This is a genomic window from Allosphingosinicella sp. (genome assembly GCF_036403745.1).
In the GTDB taxonomy this organism is placed as follows: Bacteria; Pseudomonadota; Alphaproteobacteria; order Sphingomonadales; family Sphingomonadaceae; genus Allosphingosinicella.
Map to the genome: position 1 here is coordinate 78269 of NZ_DASWQI010000049.1, position 23905 is coordinate 102173.

Genomic DNA, 23905 nt, shown 5'->3' on the forward strand with positions numbered 1-23905 from the left:
CGCAGCCAAGGGAGAGGGTTTCGACATGACCGAACCGAGCGCTGCCCGCGCCAATATGGGCTTCATCGGCGCCATCGTCGCGGTGGCGACGATCGGCGGCTTCCTGTTCGGCTATGACAGCGGCGCCGTGAACGGCACCCAGCCCGGCCTCACCGCCGCCTTCCATCTGGACGACAACGGCCTCGGCTTCACTGTCGGATCGCTGCTCATCGGCTGCTTCGTCGGCGCGTTCTTCGCCGGGACGCTTGCCGACAGCTTCGGCCGCCGCAACGTCATGCGGATCGCCGCCCTGCTGTTCCTCGCCGGCGCCCTCGTTCAGGGCATGACGCACGATCACACCATCTTCGTCATTGCGCGGATCTGCGGCGGTATGGCGGTGGGGGCGGCGAGCGTGCTCTCGCCCGCCTATATCTCCGAGGTCGCGCCCGCCGATATCCGCGGCCGCATGACGACGGTGCAGCAGGTGATGATCATCACCGGGCTCACCGCCGCCTTCCTCGCAAATTATTTCCTCGCGAAGGTCGCCGCGCATCCCGGTGACCCGAACGACGTGCCCTCGCTCAACGCCATCTGGTTCGGCATCCAGACCTGGCGCTGGATGTACCTCTTGCAGGCGCTGCCCGCGGTCGTGTTCCTCATCGCCCTGTTCTTCATTCCCGAGAGCCCGCGCTACCTCGTCGGCAAGGGACGCCACGAACAGGCCTCCGGCGTGCTCGCCAGCCTCTTCGGCCACGCCGCCGCCGCCGCCAAGCTCGAGGAAATCCGCGGCAGCTTCGCGGTCGATCACCGCCCGCGCCTGCGCGACGTGCTCACCCCCGCCGGCGGCCGCGGCTTCCTCGGCATGCGGGCGATCGTCTGGGTCGGCATCATGCTGGCCGTGTTCCAGCAGCTCGTCGGCATCAACGTCATCTTCTATTACGGCTCGACCCTGTGGCAGCTCGCCGGCTTCAAGGAGAGCGACGCGCTGCTGATCAACATCGTCTCCGGCGCCGTCTCGATCGCCGCCTGCTTCGTCACCATCCTCGTGATCGACAAAATCGGCCGCAAGCCGCTGCTGCTGATCGGCTCCGCCGGCATGGCGGTGACCCTGTTCGTCATGGTCTACGCCTTCAGCCACGGCTCGCTCGATCCGGCCGGCAAGCTCGTCCTCTCGAAGGACCTCGGCATGCTCGCCGTCGTCGCCGCCAACCTCTACGTCATCTTCTTCAACGTCAGCTGGGGGCCGGTCATGTGGGTGATGCTCGGCGAGATGTTCCCGAACCAGATCCGCGGATCGGCCCTCGCCGTCGCCGGTTTCGCGCAATGGTTCGCGAACTACCTCGTCGCGCAGAGCTTCCCGCGCATGGCCAAATGGAGCCTCGCCGGCAGCTACACCTTCTACGGTGTGTGCGCGGTGATCAGCTTCTTCCTCGTCCAGAAGTTCATCCGCGAGACCAAGGGCAAGGAGCTCGAGGAGATGCAGGGGTGATGATTTGCCTCCCCATCGAAGATGGGGAGGGGGACCAGCGAAGCTGGTGGAGGGGTGACCTGCCGAGGAGTCAGAGAGTCTCGCGAGAACCGTTTAGCTCCGCGCCAGTTACCCCTCCACCGCCTTCGGCGGTCCCCCTCCCCTCCGCTTCGCGGACGGGGAGGCAAGAAGGAGCCCGTCATGACCACCCGCACCCCCGCCCGCCGGTTCCGCTCCCGCGACTGGTTCGCGGCGCCCGGGCGCAGCGACATGGCCGCGCTCTATCTCGAGCGGTTCATGAATTACGGCATCACGCCGGACGAGCTGCGCTGCGGCAAGCCGTTAATCGGCATCGCCCAGTCGGGCTCCGACCTCGCGCCGTGCAACCGCATACATTTGGAACTCGCCCACCGCATCCGCGCCGGCATTCGCGACGCCGGCGGCATCCCGATGGAATTCCCGCTCCACCCGATCTTCGAGAATTGCCGCCGCCCGACGGCGGCGCTCGACCGCAACCTCGCCTATCTCGGCCTCGTCGAAATATTGAACGGTTACCCGATCGACGCCGTCGTCCTCACCACCGGCTGCGACAAGACCACGCCCGCCTCGATCATGGCCGCTTCGACGGTCGACATCCCAGCGATCACCTTGAACGGCGGCCCGATGCTCGACGGCTGGCACGAGGGTGAGCTCGTCGGCTCCGGCACGGTCATCTGGCGCTCGCGCCGCCTGCTTGGCGCCGGCGAAATCGACGAGGAGGAATTCCTCCGCCGCGCGACGGACTCCGCCCCCTCCGCCGGCCATTGCAACACGATGGGCACCGCCTCCACGATGAACGCGGTTTCGGAGGCGCTCGGCCTTTCCCTCCCCGGCCAGGCCGCTATCCCCGCACCCTACCGCGAGCGGGGTCAGATCGCCTACGAGACCGGCCGCCGCATCGTCGACATGGCGTATGAGGATCTGCGCCCGTCGAAGATCCTCACCCGCAACTCCTTCCTCAATGCCATCCGCCTCGTCACCGCCATCGGCGGCTCGTCCAACGCGCAGCCGCACATCGCCGCCATGGCCGCCCATGCCGGCGTCGACATCCGCCATGCCGACTGGATGGCGCACGGCTACGACCTCCCTCTGCTGGTCGACATGCAGCCCGCCGGCCGCTTCCTCTCCGAACGCTTCCACCGCGCCGGCGGCGTGCCCGCGGTGCTCTGGGAGCTGCTCCAGGCCGGCAAGCTCGACGGCGGCGAGCTGACCGTCACCGGCCGCACCATCGCCGAGAATCTGGAAGGCCGCGAAGCAACCGACCGCGAGGTCATCCGCCCCTATGCCAACCCGCTCAAGGAGCGCGCCGGCTTCCTCGTCCTCAAGGGCAATCTCTTCGACTTCGCAATCATGAAGACGAGCGTCATCTCGGAGGATTTCCGCCGCCGCTACCTCAGCCAGGAAGGCCAGGAAGGCATATTCGAAGCCCGCGCCATCGTCTTCGACGGCTCCGACGATTACCACCACCGCATCAACGACCCGGCGCTCGGCATCGACGAGAATTGCATCCTCGTCATCCGCGGCGCCGGCCCCCTGGGCTGGCCCGGCTCGGCCGAGGTCGTCAACATGCAGCCGCCCGACCACCTCCTCCAGCGCGGCATCCAGAGCCTTCCGACCTTGGGCGACGGCCGCCAATCCGGCACCTCGGACAGCCCCTCGATCCTCAACGCCTCCCCCGAAAGCGCCGCGGGCGGCGGCCTGGCCTGGCTCCGCACCGGCGACAGGATCCGTATCGACCTCAACGCCGGCAGCTGCGACGCCCTCGTCGACAAGGACGAGATCGCCCGCCGCATTGCCGCCGGCCCGCCGGACCTGCCGGAGAGCAACACGCCCTGGGAGCAGCTCTATCGCGAGAAGACCGGCCAGCTCGCCGACGGCGGCACCCTCGACTTCGCGCTCCGCTACCGCGGCACGTCCCAGAAGACGCCCCGGCACAACCATTGATGCGGCTGCTCGCGCTCCTCGCGGCCCTGCTCCTCGGGCAGCCGGCGCTCGCGCAGGACGCGAGCAGCGATCCGAACAAGCTTATCCCGGCGCGGACCGCCAAGGGCCTCGCCCAAAGCCCGCCGATGGGCTGGAACAGCTGGAACAAGTTCGGCTGCGACGTCAATGAGGAGACCGTCCGCCGCACCGCCGACGCGATGGTCTCGACCGGCGTGCGGGACGCCGGCTATTTCTATGTCGTCATCGACGATTGCTGGCACGGCCCCCGCGACGCCCAAGGCTTCATCACCGCCGACGCCAAGCGCTTCCCCGGCGGCATCAAGGCGCTTGCCGATTACATCCATTCCAAAGGCCTCAAGTTCGGCCTCTATTCGGACGCCGGCCGGCGCACCTGCGGCGATCGCCCGGGGAGCCAGGGCCACGAATATCAGGACGCCCTCACCTACGCTGCCTGGGGCGTCGACTATCTGAAGTACGATTGGTGCAACACCGGCACCCGCAACGCCGAGGAAGCCTATGCCCTGATGTCGGACGCCTTGAAGGCGAGCGGCCGCCCCATCGTCTTCAGCCTGTGCGAATGGGGCAATTCCAAGCCCTGGCTGTGGGCGGCGAACGTCGGAAACCTCTGGCGCACCACCGGCGACATTTACGATCATTGGCAGGGCCCGCGCACCTATTCGCTCGGCATGCTCGACATCGTCGACAGGAACGAGCCGCTCTGGCCCTATGCCGGCCCCGGCCACTGGAACGACCCCGATATGCTCGAGGTCGGCAATGGCGGCATGACTGACGCCGAATATCGCGCCCATTTCAGCCTGTGGGCGATGATGGCCGCACCCCTCATCGCCGGAAACGACGTGGCGAACATGTCCGACGCCACCCGCGCCATCCTGTTGAACAAGGAGGTGATCGCCGTCGACCAGGACCGGCTCGGCGTCCAGGGCCGCCGCGTCCGCAAGGACGGCGACAAGGAAGTGTGGGTGAAGCCCCTCGCCGGCGGCGCCCGCGCCATCCTCCTCCTCAACCGCGGCGCCGCCCCGGCGGAGATCGGCTTCGGCTGGGATGAGATCGGCTACCCCGCCCGCCTCAAGACGCGCATCCGCGACCTCTGGCAGCACAAGAACCTCCCCCGCCGCGCCGGCACCTTCTCCACTGCAGTCCAGCCGCACGGCGTCGTGGTGTTGCGGATAGAGGGCTGACCAGAACGCGGTCAGCTCGGCCGCGGCGACGCATCCAGTCTTTGACGGATCGCCATCGTGCATGCGCCAGGCTAGACCACGCCCATGCACGCCACCCTCGCCGCGACCGGCCTTTCGCTTCTTCTCGCCGCCGCGCCGCATGCGCCGCCGGCACATCGGGCCGCACCGGTCGCCGGGAGCCTCGTCAGCCTCATCACCACTGAGGACTATCCCAATGCGGCTCTCCGCAACGAGGAGCAGGGCACGGTCGCCGTCGCGCTGGAGGTCGATCCCAAGGGCAATGTTTCCTCCTGCACCGTAACCACTTCGAGCGGCTCCGACAGCCTCGACACCAGTACCTGCCGGCTGATGATCGAGCGGGCGCATTTCACGCCGGCGCACAACCGGCGCGGCCGCCCGGTGCGCGACACCTACGCGCAGAAGATCACCTGGCGAATCTCGGCCGGCTCCAGTCGCGATCCGGCACTCGACGGGGCCGCCCAGGCATGGGTGGATTGCCTTTTGGGCGAGGCGCGGCGGGAGGCAAGCGGGGCCGACTCCGCCGAAAGGGTCGCCGACCGCGCGTTCGCCCCTTGCCTCCAAGGGGAGCGGGGCATGGTCGCGGCGATGACCGCCGTGGCTCCCAAGGGCGCACCTCCCACGACGCACGTGCCTCCCGGAGTTCGCGCGGCGATCCGCGGCACGGTCCTCAAGGTCATCGCACAGCTGCGTGGCGGCCCGAATTAAGCTGTCGGAGCTCCGCGGCCGTTCCCTCGCTACCGGAGCGGCACCTCGAACGGCCCCGCCGGCAGCGGCGCCTCGTCGTACAGGTTGACCACCGGCGCGTCGGCCCAGGCGTAGCGGACTCGGGTCGCGGGACCGCCGTCGTCGGCGAGGCGGACCGTTGCACCGGCGGCCGTGGCTTCGGCGTAGCGACAGCTGTCCTGGGTCTCGGCGCAGAGCTCGAAACCGAGCGGCCGCGCGCCGCTCCAGGCGTGGAGCGCGCCCTTCACGCCGCGGAAGCTGAGCACGATCCCGTCCGCCGTGCGCCGTGCCGAGACGATCTCCGGGCCCGACGGCGGCACGGTGGCGCCATAGGCCAGCGCCCGCGCGGCCTGGGCCAGACGCCGCCCGACCTCCTGCTTGTTGGCCGGATGGATATCGAGCCGGTCGCCGAGGTCCATCGCCACCACGATCGCCGCATGGCCGTCGCGCACCGTCGCAGCGCGCTGCGCCTCGCGGATCTCAGCCCAGCCGCTGGCATGCGGCCCGACCTGTGGCCCGCCGTAATTGGCAAGGCTGACGATCAGGAACGGCATGGCCGGCGCGGCAAACTGCCGCCGCCAGCCGGCCATCATCGCCTGGAGCTTGTCGGCATACCCGGCGGGCGAACCGGCGTCGGTCTCTCCCTGATACCATGCCGCCCCCTTGAAGCCGTAGGCGCCGAGCGGCGCGATCATGCCGTCGTAGATCAGCGACAGCCCCGCCGCCGCGTCCCAGGGCGGGCGCGGCGGATCGCCGATGCCGGCCGGCACCACCGAATACTCCCAGCCGTCGCCGAGCGGTGTCACGCCGCCTCCGGCAAGCCCGAGCCGCAGCTTCTCCGCCGGGCCCTGGAAGCCGCCGAAGCCGTAGGCGTCGAGCAGGTTGACGAGGATGACATTCTCGCCGGCGTGGAGCAGCCCCTTGGGCAATGTGTAATCGCGGTCGACATCCCAGCCGAAGCTGTTGCCGACCGGCACCCCGTTGACGAAGGTCTCGTCGATCTCGTCGATGACGCCCAAGGACAGGGTTTGGGCCCGCGCCGCCTCCTCGGCGGTCAGCGTCACCCGCTTGCGCGCCCAGACGATACCGTCGAACTTGGCGAAGGCGGGGTCGCCCCACGTCTCCCAATAAGCGATCTTCGGCATCGGCTTCCACGCCAGCGACGCGGCGTCGAGCCACGGCGCCTGGTGGGCATGGGCTTCCCACCAGCCCTGCCAACGAGTCCCGAACTGCCGGTTCGCGGCGACGGGATCATGCCGGTACAAGGCCAGCAGGTCGACGTCCGCACCGCCCACCGCGCGGCTGGCGCTCTCGTCGAGCCAGGAGCGGATCGCCGTCCCGCCCCAGCTGGCGTTGATCGCGCCGATCGGGACGTGCTGCGATCCGCGCAATTCCTTCGCCATGAAATAGCAGGCGGCCGAGAAGCCCGGCACCGACTGCGGCGTCACCGCCGTCCACGTCACCGGCCCGCCGAATCCGTAGGCCGGCGAGACCGCCGTCTTCTTCGGCACGGTGAGGATGCGCAGCTCCGGGTCCCTGGCCCCGGATATCTCGCTGTCGTTGTTGAGCACCCGCGTCAGCGGCAGCTCCATGTTCGACTGGCCCGAGCAGAGCCAGACGTCGCCGACCAGCACATCATCCGCCCCCGCCCGCGCGCCATTGGCGCCGGTCGCCTCGAGCCGGTAAGGTCCTCCCGCCGCCATCGCCGGCAGCTCGGCCCGCCACACCCCGTCCGCGCCCGCGACAGTGGCGGTGCGTCCCTGGCCGAACGTCACGACCAGCCGCTCGCCGGGATCGGCCTTGCCCCAGACATGGATCGGCCGGTCGCGTTGGAGGACGGCGTGATCCGAGAAGAGCGGGTGGAAGGTCGGCGCCGCCCCCGCCGCGGTTCCAAGGAGCAGGGCCGCGAGCGCTGCCGCGGCGAACCTCACCGGGCCACCAGCGGGCATTGCACGCCCGGCACGTCGACCCGGAACTCGAACAGGTCGCCTGCCTCCGGCTGCCGCTCGATCTCCTCCGGCTTCAAAAGCTGCCGCGCCGTCGTCGCCCACACGGTGCGCAAATCGTCGCCGCCGAACGCGATCTTGGTGATGTTCGCCGCCGGGAACCGCACCCGCTGGAGAAGCTCGCCCGCCGGCGAGTAGCGCCGCGTCTCCCAGCCGGCATAGAGGCTGATCCACACGCACCCTTCGGCATCGATCGTCGGCCCGTCGGGATGCCCCTCCTTCGGATCGATCCGCACGAACGGCCGCCGCGGCCCGAGCGCCCCGTGCCGGTCGATATCGGCCGCCTCGATCGTGCCCGCCAGCGTGTCGACGAAATAGAGGATGCGCCCGTCCGGCGAGACGGCTGGCCCGTTGGTGATGGCGATCCCCTCAATGTGGGTGCGCACCACCGCGCCGCGCTCGTAGCGGTAGAAGGCGCCGCTCTTCTCCCGCTCCTTATTGTCCATCGTCCCGAACCACAGCCGCCCGGCCGGGTCCGACACGCCGTCGTTCAGCCGATTGTCCGGCCGCTCCGGCTCCATTTCGGCGATCAGGTCGAAGGCGCCCGTCTCGGGCGTGAAGCGGTGGAGGCCGCTCTGCAGCCCGGCGACGAACGCCCCGCCCTCTTCCGGCACGATGAAGCCGACCTGCTCCGGCGCGTCCCAGCTCCGCTTGGCGCCCGTCGCCGGGTCGTAGCGGTGGACGTGCTGCTTCTTGATGTCGACGAACCACAGCGCCCCACCGACCCAGACCGGCCCCTCGCCAAGCTCGCAATGGAGGTCCCAGACGTTGCTCGGCTCGCTCATCTCATCGCCATCCCGCGTCGATGAAAATCTCATGCCCCGTCATCAGCCGCGCGTCGTCCGATGCGAGGAACACCACCAGCGAAGCGATGTCCTCCGGCGCCAGCCGCCCCTTCAGCGCCTGCGCCGAGACGATCTCCGCCTCGCCCTCGGGCGTATACCATTGGAGCTGGCGGGGCGTCCGCACATTCCCCGGCACCACGCAATTCACCCGGATGCCGTCCGGCCCCAGCTCGCGGGCCAGGGCGCGGGTCATGCCCTCGATCGCCGCCTTGGCGGTCTGGTAGACGGCGAGCTCGGGGATGCCGAGGTGCCAGGAGATCGAGCCGAAATTGACGATCACCCCGGCGCCCTTCGCCTTCATCGCGGGCGCCACCGCCTGACTACAGAAGAAGAGGTGCTTCAGGTTCACCGCCATCCGACGGTCCCAATAGTCCTCGGTGACCTGCTCCCAATCGTGGCGGTCGTCATTGCCGGCATTGTTGACGAGCACGTCGAACCCGCCGCCCTCCTCCGTGAGCCGGCGGATCGTCGCCTGGGTCCCCGCAATGTCGGTCAGATCGACATGCTCGTAGCGCAAGTTTCCTACGCCCAGCCCAGTGACCAAAGCGTTCGAATCCTCATCGGCAATGTCGAAGAAGATGACGTCGCTGCCCTGGCGGACGAACGCCTCGACGAGGCCCGCGCCGATCCCGGATCCGCCGCCGGTGATCAGCACCCTCTTGCCCTCGAGGCTCGGATAGATCGCCCTCTTGTCGCTCGCTTCGCTCACGTCCGCTCCCAATCCCTGTTCGTCTGTTTTTCTTCTGTTTTTCGTAAGCGTCAGAGGAGGCCGCGCGCGGCGAGGTTGCGCATAAGCGCGCGCACCCCGAAGGTCCACGGCGGCGCCGCCTTCGACGTCGTCACCTTGTTCTGCAGCACGCCGATCCGCGAGGCCGCGATCCGCACCACGTCGCCTTCCTTGTGGGTGAAGCCCCGCCCCGGCTCGTCGCGGTCCTGCACCGGCGCGAAGAGCGTGCCGAGGAACAGGGTGAAGCCATCGGGAAAATGATGCTCGCTCATCGCCTGGCGGAGCAGCTCTTCGGGATCGCGGCTGATCTGGCGCATCTCGCTACGCCCCTCGAGCCGGAAATTGTCCCGCCCCTCGACCACCAATTCGACCTCCGCGCCGCGCACGTCGTCCATCGAGAAGCCGCCCGCGAACAGCCGGATGAACGGCCCGATCGCGCACGAGGCATTGTTGTCCTTGGCCTTGGAGAGCAGCAAGGCGCTCCGCCCCTCGAAGTCGCGCAAGTTGACGTCGTTGCCGAGCGTCGCGCCCTTCGCGCGGCCTTGGCTGTCGGCGATCAGCACCACCTCGGGCTCCGGGTTGTTCCAGGTCGAGTCGGATCGCACCCCAATCTCGCCGCCCCAGCCGACGGTCGAGAGCACCGACGATTTCGTGAAGATCTCCGCGTCGGGCCCGATCGCGACCTCGAGATATTGCGACCACATCCCCTCTTCGAGCAACGCCGCCTTGAGCCGCATCGCCTCGTCGGAGCCCGGCACCACCGCGCGGATGCCGCCGCCGATCCGCTCTTCGAGCATCGCGCGGATGCCGGCCGCCTTGTCGGAATCGCCCCGCGCCCGCTCCTCGATCACCCGCTCGACCGCGGAGACGGCAAACGTCACCCCCGCCGCCTTCACGACCTGGAGGTCGACCGGCGAGAGCAGGAAGGCGCCGGGTTCGGACGCGACGACGCGGGCGGTCATCTCGTCCGTCGAGAACAGCCGCTCGCCATCTACGGAGGCGGGATCGGAAAAGTCGAGAAGGTCCGAGACGGTTGCGGCACTGCGGGAGACGTCGAACACTTCGCCGCCGCGCACGAGCACCGGCGTCGGCCCCGCTTCGAGCTGGAGCCGGCCCGCAAGAATCGCGTCGTCGAGATCGACCGGCAGCATCGCCGCCGAAAAAGCCTGTTCCACCCTCTCCGCCTGTCTTTCCACGGCACTTGCCCACGACTATTGGTAGCGCTACCATTCCTCCCGGCGTCCGCGCCTGTCAACCCGCCGCGCGGCTAGAGGTTCAGCCGCATTGGGCGCGGTGGAGGAGCTTGTGGTCGGCGAGCACCAGCGCCACCATCGCCTCCAGCACCGGCACGCCGCGAATGCCGACGCAGGGATCGTGGCGGCCCTTCGTCACCGCCTCGGCGGCATTGCCCGCAGCGTCGATCGTCTCGACCGGCGTCAGGATCGACGAAGTCGGCTTGAACGCGATCCGCACCACCACGGGCTGCCCGGTCGAAATCCCGCCCGCCACTCCCCCGGCATGGTTCGACAGGAATTCGGGCGCCCCCCCGTGCGGCGACGGCCGCATCGCGTCGCCATTCTCCTCGCCCGACAGCCGCGCCGCGCCGAAGCCGGCGCCGATCTCGACACCCTTTACCGCGTTGATCGACATGCCCGCCGCGGCGAGATCGGCGTCGAGCTTGCCGTAGACGGGCGCGCCCCACCCCGCCGGCACGCCCGTCGCAACGCATTCGGCGACCGCGCCCAGCGAGCTCCCCGCCTTGCGCGCCGCATCGACCAGCCCCTCCCAGCGCGCCGCCGCCGCCGCGTCCGGGCAGAAGAAGGGATTGCGCCCGATCTCGTCGGCATCGAACCCGTCGATCCGGTCGCCGCCAAGCTCGACGAGGTAGCCGCGGATCGTCACCTCCGGCACCACCAGCCGCGCCACGGCGCCGGCGGCGACCCGCATCGCCGTCTCCCGCGCCGAGGCCCGCCCGCCGCCGCGCCAGTCGCGATGGCCGTATTTCATGTCATAGGCATAATCGGCGTGGCCGGGCCGGTAAGGCGGCGCGCTCTCGCCATAATCCTTCGTGCGGGCATCGACATTGTCGATGACGAGGCTGATCGGCGCCCCGGTCGTCAGCCCCTCGAAGACCCCCGAGAGTATCCGCACCGCATCCGGCTCCCGCCGCTGCGTCGTAAACCGCGACTGCCCCGGCCGCCGCCTGTCGAGCCACGGCTGGATGTCGTCCTCCGACAGGCCCAGCCCCGGCGGACACCCGTCGACCACGGCGCCGATCGCCGGGCCATGGCTCTCGCCCCAGGTCGTGAACCGGAAGACGCGGCCGAACGTGTTGAAGCTCATCGGCGGTCGATTCGCGCCTGTACCCAGCGCCGTACCCGCCATTGCGTCCTGGAGCTGGCGTAGCTCGCCAGCAGGACGGCAGCCATCGGCACACCAAAGGCGAGAGCTGGGCTGTCGTGGAGCCTCATCGACACCCACAAAGCCGGACTGCACAGCGCCAGAAACAGCCAGGCGCACCAACCTGCCTGATAGGCGCGACCCCAACGATCCGAATTGCACAACTGTGGCTTACGCGACGCGAGGAAGCAGCAGGCAGTCACGATCGCTGCGCCGGCTACCGCGACGACCTGCCCGGCTGCCAAACCAACCGCGTCAGGCAACGCTGATATCCGGCGCGTCCTCGGCCTTCATGCCGATGACGTTGTAGCCGGCGTCGACATGGTGGATTTCGCCCGTCACGCCCGAGGCCAGGTCGGAAAGGAGGTAGAGGCCGGCGCCGCCGACGTCCTCGATCGTCACGTTGCGGCGGAGCGGGGAATTATATTCGTTCCATTTGAGGATGTAGCGGAAGTCGCCGATGCCGCTGGCCGCCAGCGTCTTGATCGGGCCGGCGGAGATGGCGTTCACCCGCACATTCTCCGGCCCGAGGTCCATCGCCAGATATTTGACGCTGGTCTCCAGCGCCGATTTGGCGAGGCCCATGACGTTGTAATGGGGGATCACCTTCTCGGCGCCGTAATAGGTGAGCGTCAGCAGGCTGCCGCCGTTCGGCATCATCTCGCGCGCCCGGCGGGCGGCGGCGGTGAAGCTGTAGACCGAGATGTTCATCGACATCAGGAAATTGTCGAGGCTGGTATCGACATACTTCCCGCGCAACTCGTTCTTGTCCGAAAAGCCGATGGCGTGGACGAGGAAGTCGATCGTCTCCCACCGCGCCTTCAGCTCCGCGAACATGTGGTCGAGCGCCGCCATGTCGGACACGTCGCAGTCGATGAGGAAGTCCGAGCCGACCTGCGCCGCCAGCGGCCCGACCCGCTTCTTCAGCGCGTCGCCCTGGTAGGAGAAGGCCATCTCGGCGCCATGCTCGCCCAGTTTCTGCGCGATCCCCCAGGCGAGCGACTTGTCGTTGGCGAGGCCCATGATCAGCCCCCTCTTGCCCGCCATCAAACCCGTCATGCAGTCTCCCCTTCGGCCCCGTCCGCAGCCGCCTCTACCGCTACGTCACGGCGGGCTTCGGCGACTTCCTTTAGCGTCGGCTCCGGCGGTTCCGCCAGCGCCGCGTTGAGCTGCGCGCCGATTACCACGCCCAAACCGATCACGAAGAAGAAAATGAGCGCGATGATGACGCCGGCGAGGCTGCCATAGGTGAGGTCGTAGCCGCCGAGATGGCTGAGGACGACCGGCAGGAGGGTCGACGTCGCCACCCACCAGATCGTGATGAACAGGGCGCCCGGCCATTTGCGGCACCCCATCCGCCGGTAGCGTCGCGGCGTCAGGGAGACGAGGATGAAGTAGATCGAGCCGAACAGGACCAGCGCCGGCACGATGTGGAGGAGGCCAAGCAGCCCCGCCAGCCCCTTCGCTTGGGGCACCAGGTTCAAGATGAACTGCTCGGCGCCGGAGAGGAGGATGGAGGCGGCGAAGGCGATCAGCATCAGCACCACCGAGGCGACGATCAGGCCGATCGACATCAGCCGATATTCCCAGAAGGCGGCGCTGCCCTTCACCCCGTAGGCGCGGCGGAGGATGTCGCGGATCGTCTCGATGAAGCTCGCCGTCGTCCACAACCCGACGAGGCCGCCGAGCCACAGGAGGTTCCCCGAGCGCGCGGTGAGGACGTCGTGGATAGGCTTCCTCAGCACTTCGGCGACGTTGTAAGGCATCGTCTGGAGGAGCGAGGCGACGGCGCGCGCGCCACCCTCGGTTTGCCCGAACAGATGGGCGACGGCGGCCGCGACGATGATGAACGGAAATACCGTCACCAACGCGAGGTAGGCGAGGTTGCCGGCATGAATGAAGCCGTCGGTGTAGACGCCGATCGCGACCCGCTTCAGCACCTCGTAGGGATATTGGCCCGGCCGCATCTTCGCGCGGAACCGGCCGAAATGCGCGCGGGTGCGCACCAGCCTCTGCCGTCTTGCCTCGGGGGATTCGGAAGACGGTTCGGGCAGCATGATGGGGTCCGAACCGGGAGCTAAAGAGGTCGTGACAAGGGCAGATTTGGCTCGCCGCGAGGCGCGAGCGCGGCCGATAGTGGTACTATCGGGCAAGCGAGCAACGCTGCGGCGGGCCAAATCTGCCCTTGCCCTGCGGGTGGGATCAAAGCGGGCGATCCGGTGCGTCGAAGCCGCTCGACGTGGTGCCGCCACGCCTTCGCGGCTTCTCCTGCCGTATCATCCCGCTTTGATCCCATCACAACCTCTTTAGCTCCCGGTTCGGGCCCCTTGCTAGACGCCCAAGGTGCTTCGCGGGTTTCCTTTTTTGCCGCTCCAGCCTTCGATGAAACGCTGCAATTCGGCATCGTCGGCGGGCACGTCGACCATCAAGGTGACGAGCTGGTCGCCGCGCACGCCGTCCTTGCCGGTGAAGCCGCGGCCCTTGAGGCGGAGCGTCTTCCCCGAGGTCGCGCCCTTCGGCACCGTCAGCATTACCGGCCCCTCGACCGTCGGCACCTTCACCTTGGCGCCGAGCAGGGCCTCGTCGATCCGCACCGGCAGCTCGAGCCGGATATTGTCGCCCTCGCGCGTGTAGAAACGGTGCGGGGCGATCGAGATGGTGACGATCGCATCGCCATTGCCGCCCGGCCCCGGTCGCCCCTGGCCGGCGAGGCGGATCTTGGCGCCTTCCTCGACGCCCTTGGGGAGCTTGATCGACACCGTCTTGCCGCCTTCGAGCGTCACCCGCTGCTCGCGCAGTGCCGCCGCGTCCTCGAACGGGACGGGGAGCCGGTAGAGCACGTCCGCGCCCTTCTCGGGCGGCGCCGCGCGGCCGCCGCCGCCGAACCCGCCAAAGCCCCCGAACCCGCCGAACGGCCCGCCGCCGCCGCGCCGGGCGCCGCCGCCATTGCCGAACAGGTCGCCGAATATCTCGGAGAGGTCGACCTCCTCCGCTGCCCCGCCGAACTGGCCGGGGCCGTTGCCAGGATGGCCTCGGAAGCCACCCGCGCCGCCGCCGGGTCCGCCGCCGCCGAAGCCGAACGGCGCCTTGGGATTGCCGTCCTCGTCGATGTCGCCGCGGTCGTAGCGGGCGCGCTTGTCCTTGTCGGTGAGGAGGTCGTAGGCCTGCGTCACCTTCGAAAAGCGCTCGGTCGCCTTGGGGTTGTCCTTGTTCTTGTCCGGGTGCAGCTCCTTGGCGAGCTTGCGATAAGCCTTCTTGATCTCGGTCTCGCTCGCGTCGCGCTTCACGCCCAATTGTGAATAAAGATCCGCCATCGCTCGCTTCGTTCTTCCACCCGGTTCCAAATGTCCAGCATTGCCGCGCGGCAACACTGTGTCACATGGGTAAGGCACCGGCGATTGGCAAGCGCCGGCGGACGCTCGCTCCCGCGGAACAACCCGTTACTCCGGCACACTCATCCGTCACCCCGCAGGGCAACATCGTCATCCCGGCGAAAGCCGGGTTCTCCACGAGACCCCCGCCGCATCCTTGCGGCGTTTGTAGAAAGCCGGGTCTCATGGCGTTTCCGACTGGAGATCCCGGCTTTCGCCGGGATGACGGGAGGGGCTTGTCCGGTCTCACCCCCTGCCCCGCCCTTCCCCTGCTGCCCTCCTGCGCCTAGCCTCGGCCCGCAGGGAGGACATGGTGCAGCGGCTGAGGGGCAAGACGGCGCTGGTGACCGGTGGCAGCCGCGGGATCGGCGGGGCCATCTCGGCGCGGCTGGCGGCGGAGGGCGCACGAATCGCCTTCACCTATCTGTCCCGGGCGGAGGAGGCGGAGGCGCATGGGGAGGCGATCCGCGCCGCAGGCGGCGAGGCGTTTGCGCTGCAGGCGGACTGCGCCGATCCCTCGGCGGTTCGGCAGGCGGTGACGGACGCGGCAGAGCGCCTCTCCGGGCTCGATATCCTCGTCAACAATGCCGGCCTCGCCATCGTCGGCCCGCTTGCCGGCTTCGCGCCAGACGCCTTCGACCGGCAGTTCGCCGTCAACGTCCGCGCCGTCTTCCTCGCCATCCAGGCGGCAGCGCCGATCCTGCGCGACGGCGGCAGGATCGTCACCATCGGCAGCGTCATGGCCGAGATGACGCTGGGGCCGGGCGCCGGCCTCTACGCCTCGAGCAAGGCCGCGCTCGGCGGGCTCACCCGCGGGCTGGCGCGCGATTTCGGCGGGCGGGGCATCACCGTAAACCTCGTCCAGCCCGGGGTAATCGAGACCGAGCGCAACCCGGCCGACACTGCCGATGCCGCCCTCTTCCACAGCCGCATGGCGATCCCGCGCCACGGCCGGCCCGAGGAAGTCGCCGGACTCGTCGCCTACCTCGCGTCCGAGGAAGCCGCCTTCGTCACCGGCGCCGTCCTCGCCATCGACGGCGGCCTCGGCGCCTGACGCGCCGCCCGGAAACAGTGGATATTCACAATGTCAAAGACCGACTCGAGTCGTTGAACATTAGCGGAACTGCGACGGATTGTCAAGAACATTATCTGAACGGCCTTTGCCCCTCACCAGGCTCCATAGAGCAAACCGCGACCCTCCATCGCGGGCACCGCTTGTGCCGCGGGGCGGGCGGCGGCAAAGGGCAGCCATGGCCGACGACCCGCACGCTCTGTTCGAAATCTGGCTCGCCGAGGCCCGCGAGTCCGAGCCGAACGATCCGGAGGCGATGGCCCTCGCCACCGCCGACACCGCAGGCCGCCCCTCCGTGCGCATGGTGCTGATGAAGGGCCACGACCCGGGCGGCTTCGTCTTCTACACCAACTTGGACAGCCGCAAGGGCGTCGAACTGGCGGCGAACCCCGACGCCGCCCTGCTCTTCCACTGGAAGTCGCTGCGCCGCCAGGTCCGCATCGAGGGCCGCGCGGAAGCCGTGAGCGAGGCCGAGGCGGACGCCTATTTCGCCAGCCGCTCGCGCGATTCGCAGCTCGGGGCCTGGGCCTCCGACCAGTCCCGCCCCCTCGATGCCCGCACCACGTTCGAGGCCCGCTACGAGGAGGTCCGCGCCCGCTTCGACGGCGGCGAGGTGCCCCGCCCGCCGCGCTGGTCGGGCTGGCGCGTCGTCCCCGAGCGAATCGAATTCTGGTCCGACCGCCCGCACCGCCTCCACGAGCGCCGCCTCTTCACCCGCGCCCCGGACGGCACCTGGTCCGAAGGCCTGCTCTACCCGTGAGCGACATCCACCCCGAGCACCAGGCCCATGGCGACCTCACCGCCCGCGCCGCCACGGCGAGCGTGTCGATGGCGGCGTGCCTGCTCCTCCTCAAGGGCTATGCCGCCTGGGCGACCGGATCGGTGGCGATGCTCGGCAGCCTCGCCGACACGGCGCTCGATCTCGTCACCTCGCTCATCACCCTCTACGGCGTCCGCCTCGCCGCGATGCCGGCCGACCGCGACCACCGCTTCGGCCACGGCAAGGCAGAGGCGATCGCCGCGCTCTTCCAGGTCGGCATCATCACCTTCTCCGCCTTCGGCATCGCCTGGCGGGCGGTGCAGCGGCTCGCCCATGGCGATACCACCGCCCACGCCGAATATGGCATCGCCGCGTCGCTCGTGGCGATCGCCGCGACCCTTGCCCTCGTCCTCTACCAGCGCCGCGTCATCGCCCGCACCGGCTCGGTCGCGATCAAGACCGACTACGCCCATTACAGCAGCGACCTGCTGCTGAACGGCTCGGTCATCGTCGCCTTGCTCCTTGACCAGTATCTCGGCTTCCGCAGCGCCGATCCGATCCTCGGCCTCGCCATTGCGGCCTGGCTGATCTGGAGCGCGTGGCGCGCCTCGGCCCACGCCATCGACCAGCTGATGGACAAGGAATGGCCCGAGGAGAAGCGCCGCCGCTTCATCGACGTCGCTGCCCGCCATCCCGAATTGAAGGGCATCCACGACCTCAGGACCCGCTCCAGCGGCATGCACGATTTCGTCCAGTTCCACGTCTGGGTCGATCCGCACATGACGGTTGCCGAAGTCCACAAGGTAATGGACGAGGTCGAGCACAAGCTGGAGGCCGAATTCCCCGGCTGCGAAGTGCTGATCCACCCGGATCCGGAGGGCCATGTCGACCATCCCGGCAATGCCCTTGTCGAGACCGACGTCATCCAGGAAGTCCAGGAAGAGCCATGACCGCCTATCGCATCGTCCAGGTCGACGCCTTCGCCGACCGCCCCTTCACCGGCAATCCGGCTGCCGTCGTGCCGCTCGAGGGGTGGCTGCCCGACGCGACGATGCAGGCCATAGCCGAGGAGAACAACCTTTCCGAAACCGCCTTCACTGTGCCGTGCGCGGACGGCGAAGCGGACTACGAATTGCGCTGGTTCACCCCAACCACGGAAGTGGCGCTGTGCGGCCACGCGACCCTGGCGAGCGGCCACGTTCTCATCGAAGGCGAGCATGTCCGCTTCCGCACCCGCAAGGCCGGCGTGCTCGTCGTCGGCCGCGACGGCGACGCGCTCACACTCGATCTTCCCGAGACGCTCGTGCGGCGGCAGGATCATGCCCGCCTGCTCGAAGCGCTCGGAACCCCGGCCGGCGAAGTGTTCATCAGCTACAAGGGGCCGGAGGGGACGGCGATCATCCTCCTCCCCGACGCCGCGGCGGTGCGGGCCTGCGCGCCGGACATGGCGGCTTTGCGCGGCATCGACCTGATGGCCATCGTCACCGCGAAGGGCGACGGCCAGCACGACGTCGTCAGCCGCGTCTTCGTTCCCGCCTGGGGCGTCGACGAGGATCCGGTTACCGGCTCCGCCCACGCCGCCCTCGCCCCCTTCTGGTGCGAGCGCTTGGGCCGCGACAGCTTCACTGCCTGGCAGGCCAGCCGCCGCGGCGGCCTCCTCGAGTGCCGCCGCGAAGGCGAGCGCGTCATCCTCGGCGGCACGTGCGTCACCGTGATCGAGGGCAAGTTCCACTTGTAAGCGGCGTCCCCGGCCCTACTTGCCGCCGATGACCAGCGCCCTCTTCTCCCCCCTCGCCGTCGGCGGCCTCACCCTTTCGAACCGCATCGTCGTCGCGCCGATGTGCCAATATTCGGCCGATGGGGAAGGCAGCGCCACCGACTGGCACCTCATCCACCTCGGCAACCTCGCTTTGTCCGGCGCGGCGCTGCTGATGCTCGAAGCGACCGCCGTCACCGCCGAGGGCCGCATCTCGCCCGACGATCTCGGCCTCTGGTCGGACGCCAACGAGGCGGCGCTTGCCAAGGTGCTGGAGAGCGTGCGGCGCTGGTCGGACATGCCGATCGGCATCCAGCTCGGCCATGCCGGCCGCAAGGCCTCGACCCGCGTGCCCTGGGAAGGCGGCGCCCAGATCGCCCCCGGCGCACCGGCGGGATGGCAGACCGTCGCGCCGTCCGCCCTCCCCTTCCTCGACAGCGAGCACCCGCCCGAGGCCCTCGACCAGGGCGGCCTCGCCCGCATCCGCGACGGCTTCGTCGCGGCGGCGGAGCGGGCGGCGCGGCTCGGGCTCGACGCCATCCAGCTCCACGGCGCCCACGGCTATCTCCTCCACCAATTCCTCTCGCCGCTCTCCAACCGCCGCGACGACGATTATGGCGGCAGCCTCGAAAAGCGCATGCGCTTCCCACTCGAAATCTTCGACGCCGTCCGCGCCGTTTTCCCGGCGGAGAAGCCGGTGTCGATGCGCGTCTCCGGCACCGACTGGGCAGAGGGCGGCTGGGACATCGCCCAGACCGTCGCGTTCGCCCAGGCGCTGGAGGCGCGCGGCTGCGCGGCGATCCACGTCTCCTCGGGCGGCCTGACGCCGGCGCAGAAGATCCCCGTCGGCCCCTCCTACCAGGTCCCGCTCGCCCGGGCGGTCAAGCAGGCGGTGGGCATCCCGGTCGTGGCGGTCGGCCTCATCACGGGCTTCGACCAGGCCGAGGCGATCGTCTCAACCGGCGACGCCGACGCGATCGCGCTCGCCCGCGGCCTCCTCTACGACCCGCGCTGGCCCTGGCACGCCGCCGCCCATCTCGGCGCCAAGGTCAAGGCGGCGAACCAGTATCTGCGCTGCCAGCCCCGCCAGTACCCGCATCTGTTCGACGGCTGAGGCGCTCGGCGAGCGCGTCCAGGATCGGCAGCTGGCTCGCCAGCATCTTCGCCCGCGCCTCCTCCAGCCCGAACCACCGCGCTTCCTCGACCTCGGGAAAGTCGCGATACTGGCCGGAGCGCGGCGGATATTCGAGGGTGAAGCTGTTGCTCGAGAGCGCGGCGGGGTCGAACTCCCCCTCCAGCGCGAAGGCCTCGACCCACTTGCCGCCTTTCTGCCGCACCGTGCAGAGTGGCACCGGCGTTCCGGCGGGAGCGCTGCCCATCTCCTCCTCGAACTCGCGGATCGCCGCCTCCAGCGCCGTCTCGCCCGCGTCGATGCCGCCCTTGGGGATCATCCACGCCCCCTCGTCGCGCCCGCGCCAGAAGGGACCGCCCGGCCGGATCAGGAGCACCTCGATCCCGCCCTCCACGCGGCGATAAAGGAGGATGCCGGCGCTGACGTTCCTCACGCGGGCAGCGGCACCGTGACGATGTGGACAGTCCCAGCCTCGGACGAGCGCACGTCGCTCGTCCCCCGCACCCGCTGCACGAACGCGGCGACCAGGCGCGTGCCGAGCCCCTTTTTCTCAGGCCCCTTCGCCAACCCGCGGCCGTCGTCGGCGACTTCGATGACGGCGCCGTCCGGCCCCTTGCTGGTGCGCACGACGATGCTGCCACGGCCGTCGGGAAAGGCGTGCTTGCAGGCGTTGGTGACGAGCTCGTTGACGATGATGCCGATCGCCACCGCCGTCTCGTGCGGGACGAGGATCGGCTCCAGCTCGGTGGTGAGGCTGATGCCTTCGGGAAGGATGCCGCGGCGGATCTGCCCGCACATCTCCTCGAGCTGGTCCTGGAGGCGGATAGCGGCGAGGTTCTGGCTGCTCGGCGCCAGTGCGGCGTAGACCGCCGAGACCGCCTGCAGCCGCTCGCTCGCCTCCCTGAGCGCCGCCTTCACCTCCTCGCTTGCCGAGCGGTTCGACTGGAGCTGGAGGAGGCTGGTGACGATCTGGAAATTGTTGCGGGTGCGGTGGTCCATCTCCCGCAGGGCATGGCCGAGGAAGTTGATCCGCCGCGTCCGCTCCATTTGCCCGCGCCGCACCTCGCTCTGGTACAGGCCCATCGCGCCGACCATCAGGAGCTGGGTGAGCCCAACCACGATCAGCCAGGACGCCATCTTCGGATCGGCGAAAGCAAAGCTGCCATGGATGGGCAGCACGAAATACCAGACGAGCAGCTCGCCGACGAGGAGCGCGACGAGGCCGCTACGCCAGCCTGCGACCAACGTCGCCAGCACCACCGAGAGGAAGGTGAAGGAGAAGGGGACGGCATCGCCGAGCAGCGGCCGCAGCGACGCGCGGATCAGCACCATCGCCGCCGTGATCGCGGCGGCGGTCGCCACCTCGGTCGCAAGCCTCGGGACGCGCGGCGACAGCCGACGCGGCAGGTCGATGGAAATCAGCCTTCTCAGATCCCCCTCCATTTCCCCGCAATGAGCCTAACAGCTTCGGGGGCAATGGGAACACCCAGCCTTACTGACGTACATCAACCCGGAGGAAGAGACGCTCAGGCCTCCGCTTCGGCGGCGGGATGCTGTCCGGGTCGTTGCGGCAGGATCAGGATCAACCCGACGATCACCGCGAACAGGATCAGGCTCGCCACCGGCCGGCTGACATCGAGGCCGCCTTTGTCGTGCGGCTTGTCGAACAGGTCGCCGACCGTCGCGCCGAGCGGCCGGGTGAGGATGAACGCCGTCCAGAACAGGAAGACGCGGCTGACCTTCGTCCAATAATAGAGGGCGGCGAGCACGGCCAACGCGGCGCCGAACAGCAAAGCGCCGCCGCCGAAGCCGAGGCCGCCATCGTCCGCCGCCCAGTCGCCGAGCGCCGTGCCAAGCGTCTGCGAGAAGGTGATGGTCAGCCAGTAGAAGGCTTCGGTCTTCGGCGTGGCGACCGTCTCCACGCGGATCGATCCGGTCGTCGCGTACCACGCGCCGAGCGACGCGAGCACGCAGGCGAGGAGCAGCGCCGAGCCGCCCGTATAGCCGATGCCCAGCGACCGGTCGGCGAAGTCGGCGAGGGTGGTCCCGCAGGTGGTCGAGGCAACGATCGTCGCCCAATAGAGCCAGGCGTTGAACCGCCGCGCCCTGATCTGCACCGCGACCAGCACGACGAGCAGCACGCCGAACAAAGCCGTTCCGATCAGATAGCCGTTGGGGTTGGCCTCCGACGTCGTCTCGCCGAGCCAGGTCATCGTAACCGTGTCGCCGCCGGTCTCGCCCAGCGTCGTGGCCAGGATCTTGATGATCCAGAAGCCGAGCGTCACCGCCGGCACCTTCGAGACGATGTCTTTCATGAGATTGCTTCGATCGTCGGTCATGCAAGCTCCAGTTCGGCGGGTACGGTTTCTTCGATCCAGCCGCCGCCGAGAACGCGGTCGCCGTCGTACAGCACGGCGGCCTGGCCCGGCGCGACGCCATATTCCGGCGATTCGAAATGGATCGCCGCGCCGTCGAAGCGCGCCGGGGCCGGCTTCGCCATCGAGCGGACCTTGGCGCTGAGCCCGTCCCGCTGCCCCTCGCCGAGCCAATTCAGCCCTGAGAGCCGCGCCGCGCGCACCGCCAGCGCCGCCTTGGGCCCGACCACCACCCGCCGCGCCTGCGGCTCGAGCCGCACGACGTAGAGCGGCTCCGCCTGCCCGCCAATCTCCAGCCCGCGCCGCTGCCCGACCGTGTAATGAATGAGGCCCCTATGGGCGCCGAGCACTCGTCCGTCCCGGTCGACGATCTCGCCCGGCTGCGCCGCCTCCGGCCGCACCTTCTTCACCACGGACGCGTAGTCGCCGTTGGGGACGAAGCAGATGTCCTGGCTGTCGGGCTTCGCCGCCACGCCGAGCCCGAGGTCGCGGGCGATCTCGCGGACCAAAGGCTTGGGGAGGCCGCCGAGGGGGAAGCGGAGATAATCGAGCTGGTCGCGGGTCGTTGCGAACAGGAAATAGCTCTGGTCGCGCGCGGCGTCGGCGGCGCGGTGGACCTCGGCGCCGTTCGGGCCCATCACCCGGCGGACGTAATGGCCGGTGGCGAGGCAGTCGGCGCCGAGGTCGCGGGCGAGGCTCAGCAAATCGGTGAACTTCACCCCCTGGTTGCACGACACACACGGGATCGGCGTGCGCCCCTTGGCATATTCGTCGGCGAACCGCTCGATGACGCTGTCGCGGAAGCGGCTCTCGTAATCGAACACGTAGTGGGCGAAGCCGAGCTTCGCGGCGACCGCCTGCGCGTCGGCGATGTCCCGCCCCGCGCAGCAGGCCTTGGCCCGCCCGCTGGCGGCGCCGTGGTCGTAGAGCTGCAGCGTCACGCCGATCACCTCCGCCCCGGAGCGGGCGGCCAGCGCGGCCACCACCGAGCTGTCGACGCCGCCGGACATGGCGACGACGATCCGCGCCTGTGCGGCCGGCTTTCCAAGGTCGAAATCGAGGTCCATCGCGCCGGCGAAATAGGCGCTGCGGCGGCAAAAGCCCACCCCTCCGAGGCATCCGGCGGATTCGCGGAAAAGCGAGAGCCGTGCTAGGCGCCGACTCGCTCCTGACACGTAACGAAAGCCTGCCGATGTCCAGCCAGTATGAGTTCTACCGCGCCCGCGCCCAGGAGGCGCAGAAGGAGGCCGCGGCGACCAGCCTCTCGAACGTCCGCGAGCGCTGCCTGCGCGCCGCCGAGGCCTGGGAAACCATGGCCGCCCGGGCGCTCCGCAGCGACACCAACCGCGCCCGCGCCGAAGCCGAAAAGGCCGCCGCCAACGCGTCGATGTCGGACGCCGTCGCCGGCTAGGGCTTCCTCAAAGGTCGTACTTCAAACCCTCCGTCCGCTCCGCCGCGTCCCATGCCTCCTTGGAGGCGGGCAGGCTGGCGTCGCGGACGATCTTCCACCCGCCGTCCGCCTGGTGCTGCGCGACGACCAGGAATTTCTGATATTGCGTGCCGGGCATCGGTCCGCCCGGCCTGGTGACGGCCATGCTCTGCCTGCGGTAGCCGACGTCGACCGCGACATCGCCCGTCACCATGCGGCGGACGATGCGGTAATCCGCTTTTACCTCGGCTCCGTCCGCCTTCAGCCGCTCGGCCATCCTGGCGATCCCCGTGCGAAACGCGTCGCCGCTCGCCGGAGGCCCAGGCCGAGGATCGAGCACCATCGCATCGGCGGCAAAGGCGCCGGTCACCTGCTCGCCGGAATTGACGGCAACGCCGGCGGCGATCGTCTCGTAGAGATGGTTGAGCGCCCCGTCGGCGGGGTGGCCCGACGCCGGCACGCTCGCCACAACGAAGGCAAGGCCGAGCACGGCCGGTAACATCATACGCATCGCAATCCTCCCACTCTCCGGAGCAAACGCGCCTATCCCCTGCGCCGCACGCCGGTCCCGCCGCACGCGACGAAAGCCCTCCTCGCTTCGACGAAGCTGAGCCCGACCGTCGCCGCGGCCTGAGAATCGGTACGGATCGGATTCCCGG

The 23905-nt window shown here is 69.1% G+C and carries 23 protein-coding genes; 10 read left to right on the forward strand and 13 right to left on the reverse strand.

Going from position 1 to position 23905, the window contains the following annotated elements; genetic code table 11:
* Positions 1 to 25: 25 nt before the first annotated feature.
* The 4 genes from VGC56_RS09245 (at position 26) to VGC56_RS09260 (ending at position 5355) form a co-directional block, all read left to right on the forward strand.
* Positions 26 to 1468 carry a sugar porter family MFS transporter gene (locus tag VGC56_RS09245; protein ID WP_464124606.1) on the forward strand — a complete coding sequence of 481 codons (1443 nt, stop codon included), beginning with the start codon at positions 26 to 28 and terminating at the stop codon, positions 1466 to 1468.
* Positions 1469 to 1648: 180 nt separating this feature from the next.
* Positions 1649 to 3430, forward strand: a complete 1782-nt coding sequence (locus tag VGC56_RS09250; RefSeq protein WP_464124607.1) for an IlvD/Edd family dehydratase — start codon at positions 1649 to 1651, stop codon at positions 3428 to 3430.
* A complete protein-coding gene (locus VGC56_RS09255) occupies positions 3430 to 4629 on the forward strand; it encodes a glycoside hydrolase family 27 protein (RefSeq protein WP_464124608.1) in 1200 nt (399 codons plus the stop codon). Before VGC56_RS09250 ends, VGC56_RS09255 begins: the two co-directional genes overlap by 1 nt.
* An 84-nt stretch (positions 4630 to 4713) precedes the next feature.
* Positions 4714 to 5355, forward strand: coding sequence for an energy transducer TonB (locus VGC56_RS09260; RefSeq protein WP_464124609.1), 642 nt, complete (start codon positions 4714 to 4716; stop codon positions 5353 to 5355).
* 29 nt (positions 5356 to 5384) lie between these two features.
* Here VGC56_RS09260 and VGC56_RS09265 read toward each other — a convergent pair whose 3' ends face one another.
* From VGC56_RS09265 to VGC56_RS09300, 8 genes are all read right to left on the reverse strand, one after another.
* Complete coding sequence (locus VGC56_RS09265; RefSeq protein ID WP_464124610.1) at positions 5385 to 7304, reverse strand: sialate O-acetylesterase; 1920 nt, start codon at positions 7302 to 7304, stop codon at positions 5385 to 5387.
* Positions 7301 to 8164: an SMP-30/gluconolactonase/LRE family protein gene (locus tag VGC56_RS09270; protein ID WP_464124611.1), complete on the reverse strand. Its 864-nt coding sequence runs from the start codon at positions 8162 to 8164 to the stop codon at positions 7301 to 7303. The genes VGC56_RS09265 and VGC56_RS09270 overlap by 4 nt, the downstream gene beginning before the upstream one ends.
* Position 8165: 1 nt before the next feature.
* Complete coding sequence (locus tag VGC56_RS09275) at positions 8166 to 8933, reverse strand: SDR family NAD(P)-dependent oxidoreductase (protein ID WP_464124612.1); 768 nt, start codon at positions 8931 to 8933, stop codon at positions 8166 to 8168.
* Between the two features lie 50 nt (positions 8934 to 8983).
* Positions 8984 to 10102 (reverse strand): fumarylacetoacetate hydrolase family protein, encoded by a 1119-nt coding sequence (locus VGC56_RS09280; RefSeq protein ID WP_464124626.1) that lies wholly within the window; start codon positions 10100 to 10102, stop codon positions 8984 to 8986.
* Positions 10103 to 10226: 124 nt separating this feature from the next.
* Entirely contained in the window at positions 10227 to 11294 is a 1068-nt protein-coding gene (gene aroC, locus VGC56_RS09285; RefSeq protein WP_464124613.1) for a chorismate synthase, read from the reverse strand.
* Positions 11295 to 11606: 312 nt separating this feature from the next.
* On the reverse strand, positions 11607 to 12410 hold the full coding sequence (gene fabI, locus VGC56_RS09290) for an enoyl-ACP reductase FabI (protein ID WP_464124614.1): 804 nt from the start codon (positions 12408 to 12410) through the stop codon (positions 11607 to 11609).
* Positions 12407 to 13405: a YihY/virulence factor BrkB family protein gene (locus tag VGC56_RS09295; protein WP_464124627.1), complete on the reverse strand. Its 999-nt coding sequence runs from the start codon at positions 13403 to 13405 to the stop codon at positions 12407 to 12409. The genes fabI and VGC56_RS09295 overlap by 4 nt, the downstream gene beginning before the upstream one ends.
* A 276-nt stretch (positions 13406 to 13681) precedes the next feature.
* A complete protein-coding gene (locus tag VGC56_RS09300; RefSeq protein WP_464124615.1) occupies positions 13682 to 14665 on the reverse strand; it encodes a DnaJ C-terminal domain-containing protein in 984 nt (327 codons plus the stop codon).
* Between the two features lie 367 nt (positions 14666 to 15032).
* Between VGC56_RS09300 and VGC56_RS09305 the strand changes: the two genes are divergently transcribed.
* The 5 genes from VGC56_RS09305 to VGC56_RS09325 all read left to right on the forward strand — a co-directional run bounded on the left by VGC56_RS09305 (position 15033) and on the right by VGC56_RS09325 (position 19424).
* Complete coding sequence (locus VGC56_RS09305; protein WP_464124616.1) at positions 15033 to 15776, forward strand: SDR family oxidoreductase; 744 nt, start codon at positions 15033 to 15035, stop codon at positions 15774 to 15776.
* 196 nt (positions 15777 to 15972) lie between these two features.
* Positions 15973 to 16554 carry a pyridoxamine 5'-phosphate oxidase gene (gene pdxH / locus VGC56_RS09310; RefSeq protein ID WP_464124617.1) on the forward strand — a complete coding sequence of 194 codons (582 nt, stop codon included), beginning with the start codon at positions 15973 to 15975 and terminating at the stop codon, positions 16552 to 16554.
* Positions 16555 to 16559: 5 nt separating this feature from the next.
* Positions 16560 to 17504 carry a cation diffusion facilitator family transporter gene (locus tag VGC56_RS09315; protein ID WP_464124628.1) on the forward strand — a complete coding sequence of 315 codons (945 nt, stop codon included), beginning with the start codon at positions 16560 to 16562 and terminating at the stop codon, positions 17502 to 17504.
* A complete protein-coding gene (locus VGC56_RS09320; protein WP_464124618.1) occupies positions 17501 to 18292 on the forward strand; it encodes a PhzF family phenazine biosynthesis protein in 792 nt (263 codons plus the stop codon). Before VGC56_RS09315 ends, VGC56_RS09320 begins: the two co-directional genes overlap by 4 nt.
* Before the next feature lie 28 nt (positions 18293 to 18320).
* Entirely contained in the window at positions 18321 to 19424 is a 1104-nt protein-coding gene (locus VGC56_RS09325) for an NADH:flavin oxidoreductase/NADH oxidase (protein ID WP_464124619.1), read from the forward strand.
* Here the strand turns inward: VGC56_RS09325 and VGC56_RS09330 are convergent.
* The 4 genes from VGC56_RS09330 to mnmA all read right to left on the reverse strand — a co-directional run bounded on the left by VGC56_RS09330 (position 19360) and on the right by mnmA (position 22884).
* A complete protein-coding gene (locus VGC56_RS09330) occupies positions 19360 to 19875 on the reverse strand; it encodes an NUDIX hydrolase (protein ID WP_464124620.1) in 516 nt (171 codons plus the stop codon). The genes VGC56_RS09325 and VGC56_RS09330 overlap by 65 nt on opposite strands.
* Positions 19872 to 20885 carry a sensor histidine kinase gene (locus VGC56_RS09335; RefSeq protein ID WP_464124621.1) on the reverse strand — a complete coding sequence of 338 codons (1014 nt, stop codon included), beginning with the start codon at positions 20883 to 20885 and terminating at the stop codon, positions 19872 to 19874. The genes VGC56_RS09330 and VGC56_RS09335 overlap by 4 nt, the downstream gene beginning before the upstream one ends.
* Before the next feature lie 83 nt (positions 20886 to 20968).
* Positions 20969 to 21781 carry a COG4705 family protein gene (locus VGC56_RS09340; RefSeq protein WP_464124622.1) on the reverse strand — a complete coding sequence of 271 codons (813 nt, stop codon included), beginning with the start codon at positions 21779 to 21781 and terminating at the stop codon, positions 20969 to 20971.
* Positions 21778 to 22884: a tRNA 2-thiouridine(34) synthase MnmA gene (gene mnmA, locus VGC56_RS09345; RefSeq protein ID WP_464124629.1), complete on the reverse strand. Its 1107-nt coding sequence runs from the start codon at positions 22882 to 22884 to the stop codon at positions 21778 to 21780. The genes VGC56_RS09340 and mnmA overlap by 4 nt, the downstream gene beginning before the upstream one ends.
* Before the next feature lie 125 nt (positions 22885 to 23009).
* Between mnmA and VGC56_RS09350 the strand changes: the two genes are divergently transcribed.
* Positions 23010 to 23228, forward strand: a complete 219-nt coding sequence (locus VGC56_RS09350) for a hypothetical protein (protein ID WP_464124623.1) — start codon at positions 23010 to 23012, stop codon at positions 23226 to 23228.
* Positions 23229 to 23235: 7 nt separating this feature from the next.
* Here the strand turns inward: VGC56_RS09350 and VGC56_RS09355 are convergent, their stop codons facing one another.
* Positions 23236 to 23757, reverse strand: coding sequence for a YybH family protein (locus tag VGC56_RS09355; RefSeq protein WP_464124624.1), 522 nt, complete (start codon positions 23755 to 23757; stop codon positions 23236 to 23238).
* Positions 23758 to 23905 lie beyond the last annotated feature (148 nt).

Bases quoted from the DNA above. Each gene is read 5' to 3' on its own strand.
- fabI (WP_464124614.1), bottom strand. From the start codon at position 12,410: ATGACGGGTTTGATGGCGGGCAAGAGGGGGCTGATCATGGGCCTCGCC.
- VGC56_RS09245 (WP_464124606.1), top strand. From the start codon at position 26: ATGACCGAACCGAGCGCTGCCCGCGCCAATATGGGCTTCATCGGCGCC.
- mnmA (WP_464124629.1), bottom strand. From the start codon at position 22,884: ATGGACCTCGATTTCGACCTTGGAAAGCCGGCCGCACAGGCGCGGATC.
- VGC56_RS09320 (WP_464124618.1), top strand. From the start codon at position 17,501: ATGACCGCCTATCGCATCGTCCAGGTCGACGCCTTCGCCGACCGCCCC.
- VGC56_RS09300 (WP_464124615.1), bottom strand. From the start codon at position 14,665: ATGGCGGATCTTTATTCACAATTGGGCGTGAAGCGCGACGCGAGCGAG.
- VGC56_RS09355 (WP_464124624.1), bottom strand. From the start codon at position 23,757: ATGCGTATGATGTTACCGGCCGTGCTCGGCCTTGCCTTCGTTGTGGCG.
- VGC56_RS09325 (WP_464124619.1), top strand. From the start codon at position 18,321: ATGACCAGCGCCCTCTTCTCCCCCCTCGCCGTCGGCGGCCTCACCCTT.
- VGC56_RS09335 (WP_464124621.1), bottom strand. From the start codon at position 20,885: ATGGAGGGGGATCTGAGAAGGCTGATTTCCATCGACCTGCCGCGTCGG.
- VGC56_RS09270 (WP_464124611.1), bottom strand. From the start codon at position 8,164: ATGAGCGAGCCGAGCAACGTCTGGGACCTCCATTGCGAGCTTGGCGAG.
- aroC (WP_464124613.1), bottom strand. From the start codon at position 11,294: ATGAGCTTCAACACGTTCGGCCGCGTCTTCCGGTTCACGACCTGGGGC.
- VGC56_RS09305 (WP_464124616.1), top strand. From the start codon at position 15,033: ATGGTGCAGCGGCTGAGGGGCAAGACGGCGCTGGTGACCGGTGGCAGC.
- pdxH (WP_464124617.1), top strand. From the start codon at position 15,973: ATGGCCGACGACCCGCACGCTCTGTTCGAAATCTGGCTCGCCGAGGCC.
- VGC56_RS09260 (WP_464124609.1), top strand. From the start codon at position 4,714: ATGCACGCCACCCTCGCCGCGACCGGCCTTTCGCTTCTTCTCGCCGCC.
- VGC56_RS09250 (WP_464124607.1), top strand. From the start codon at position 1,649: ATGACCACCCGCACCCCCGCCCGCCGGTTCCGCTCCCGCGACTGGTTC.
- VGC56_RS09255 (WP_464124608.1), top strand. From the start codon at position 3,430: ATGCGGCTGCTCGCGCTCCTCGCGGCCCTGCTCCTCGGGCAGCCGGCG.
- VGC56_RS09350 (WP_464124623.1), top strand. From the start codon at position 23,010: ATGTCCAGCCAGTATGAGTTCTACCGCGCCCGCGCCCAGGAGGCGCAG.
- VGC56_RS09340 (WP_464124622.1), bottom strand. From the start codon at position 21,781: ATGACCGACGATCGAAGCAATCTCATGAAAGACATCGTCTCGAAGGTG.
- VGC56_RS09280 (WP_464124626.1), bottom strand. From the start codon at position 10,102: ATGCTGCCGGTCGATCTCGACGACGCGATTCTTGCGGGCCGGCTCCAG.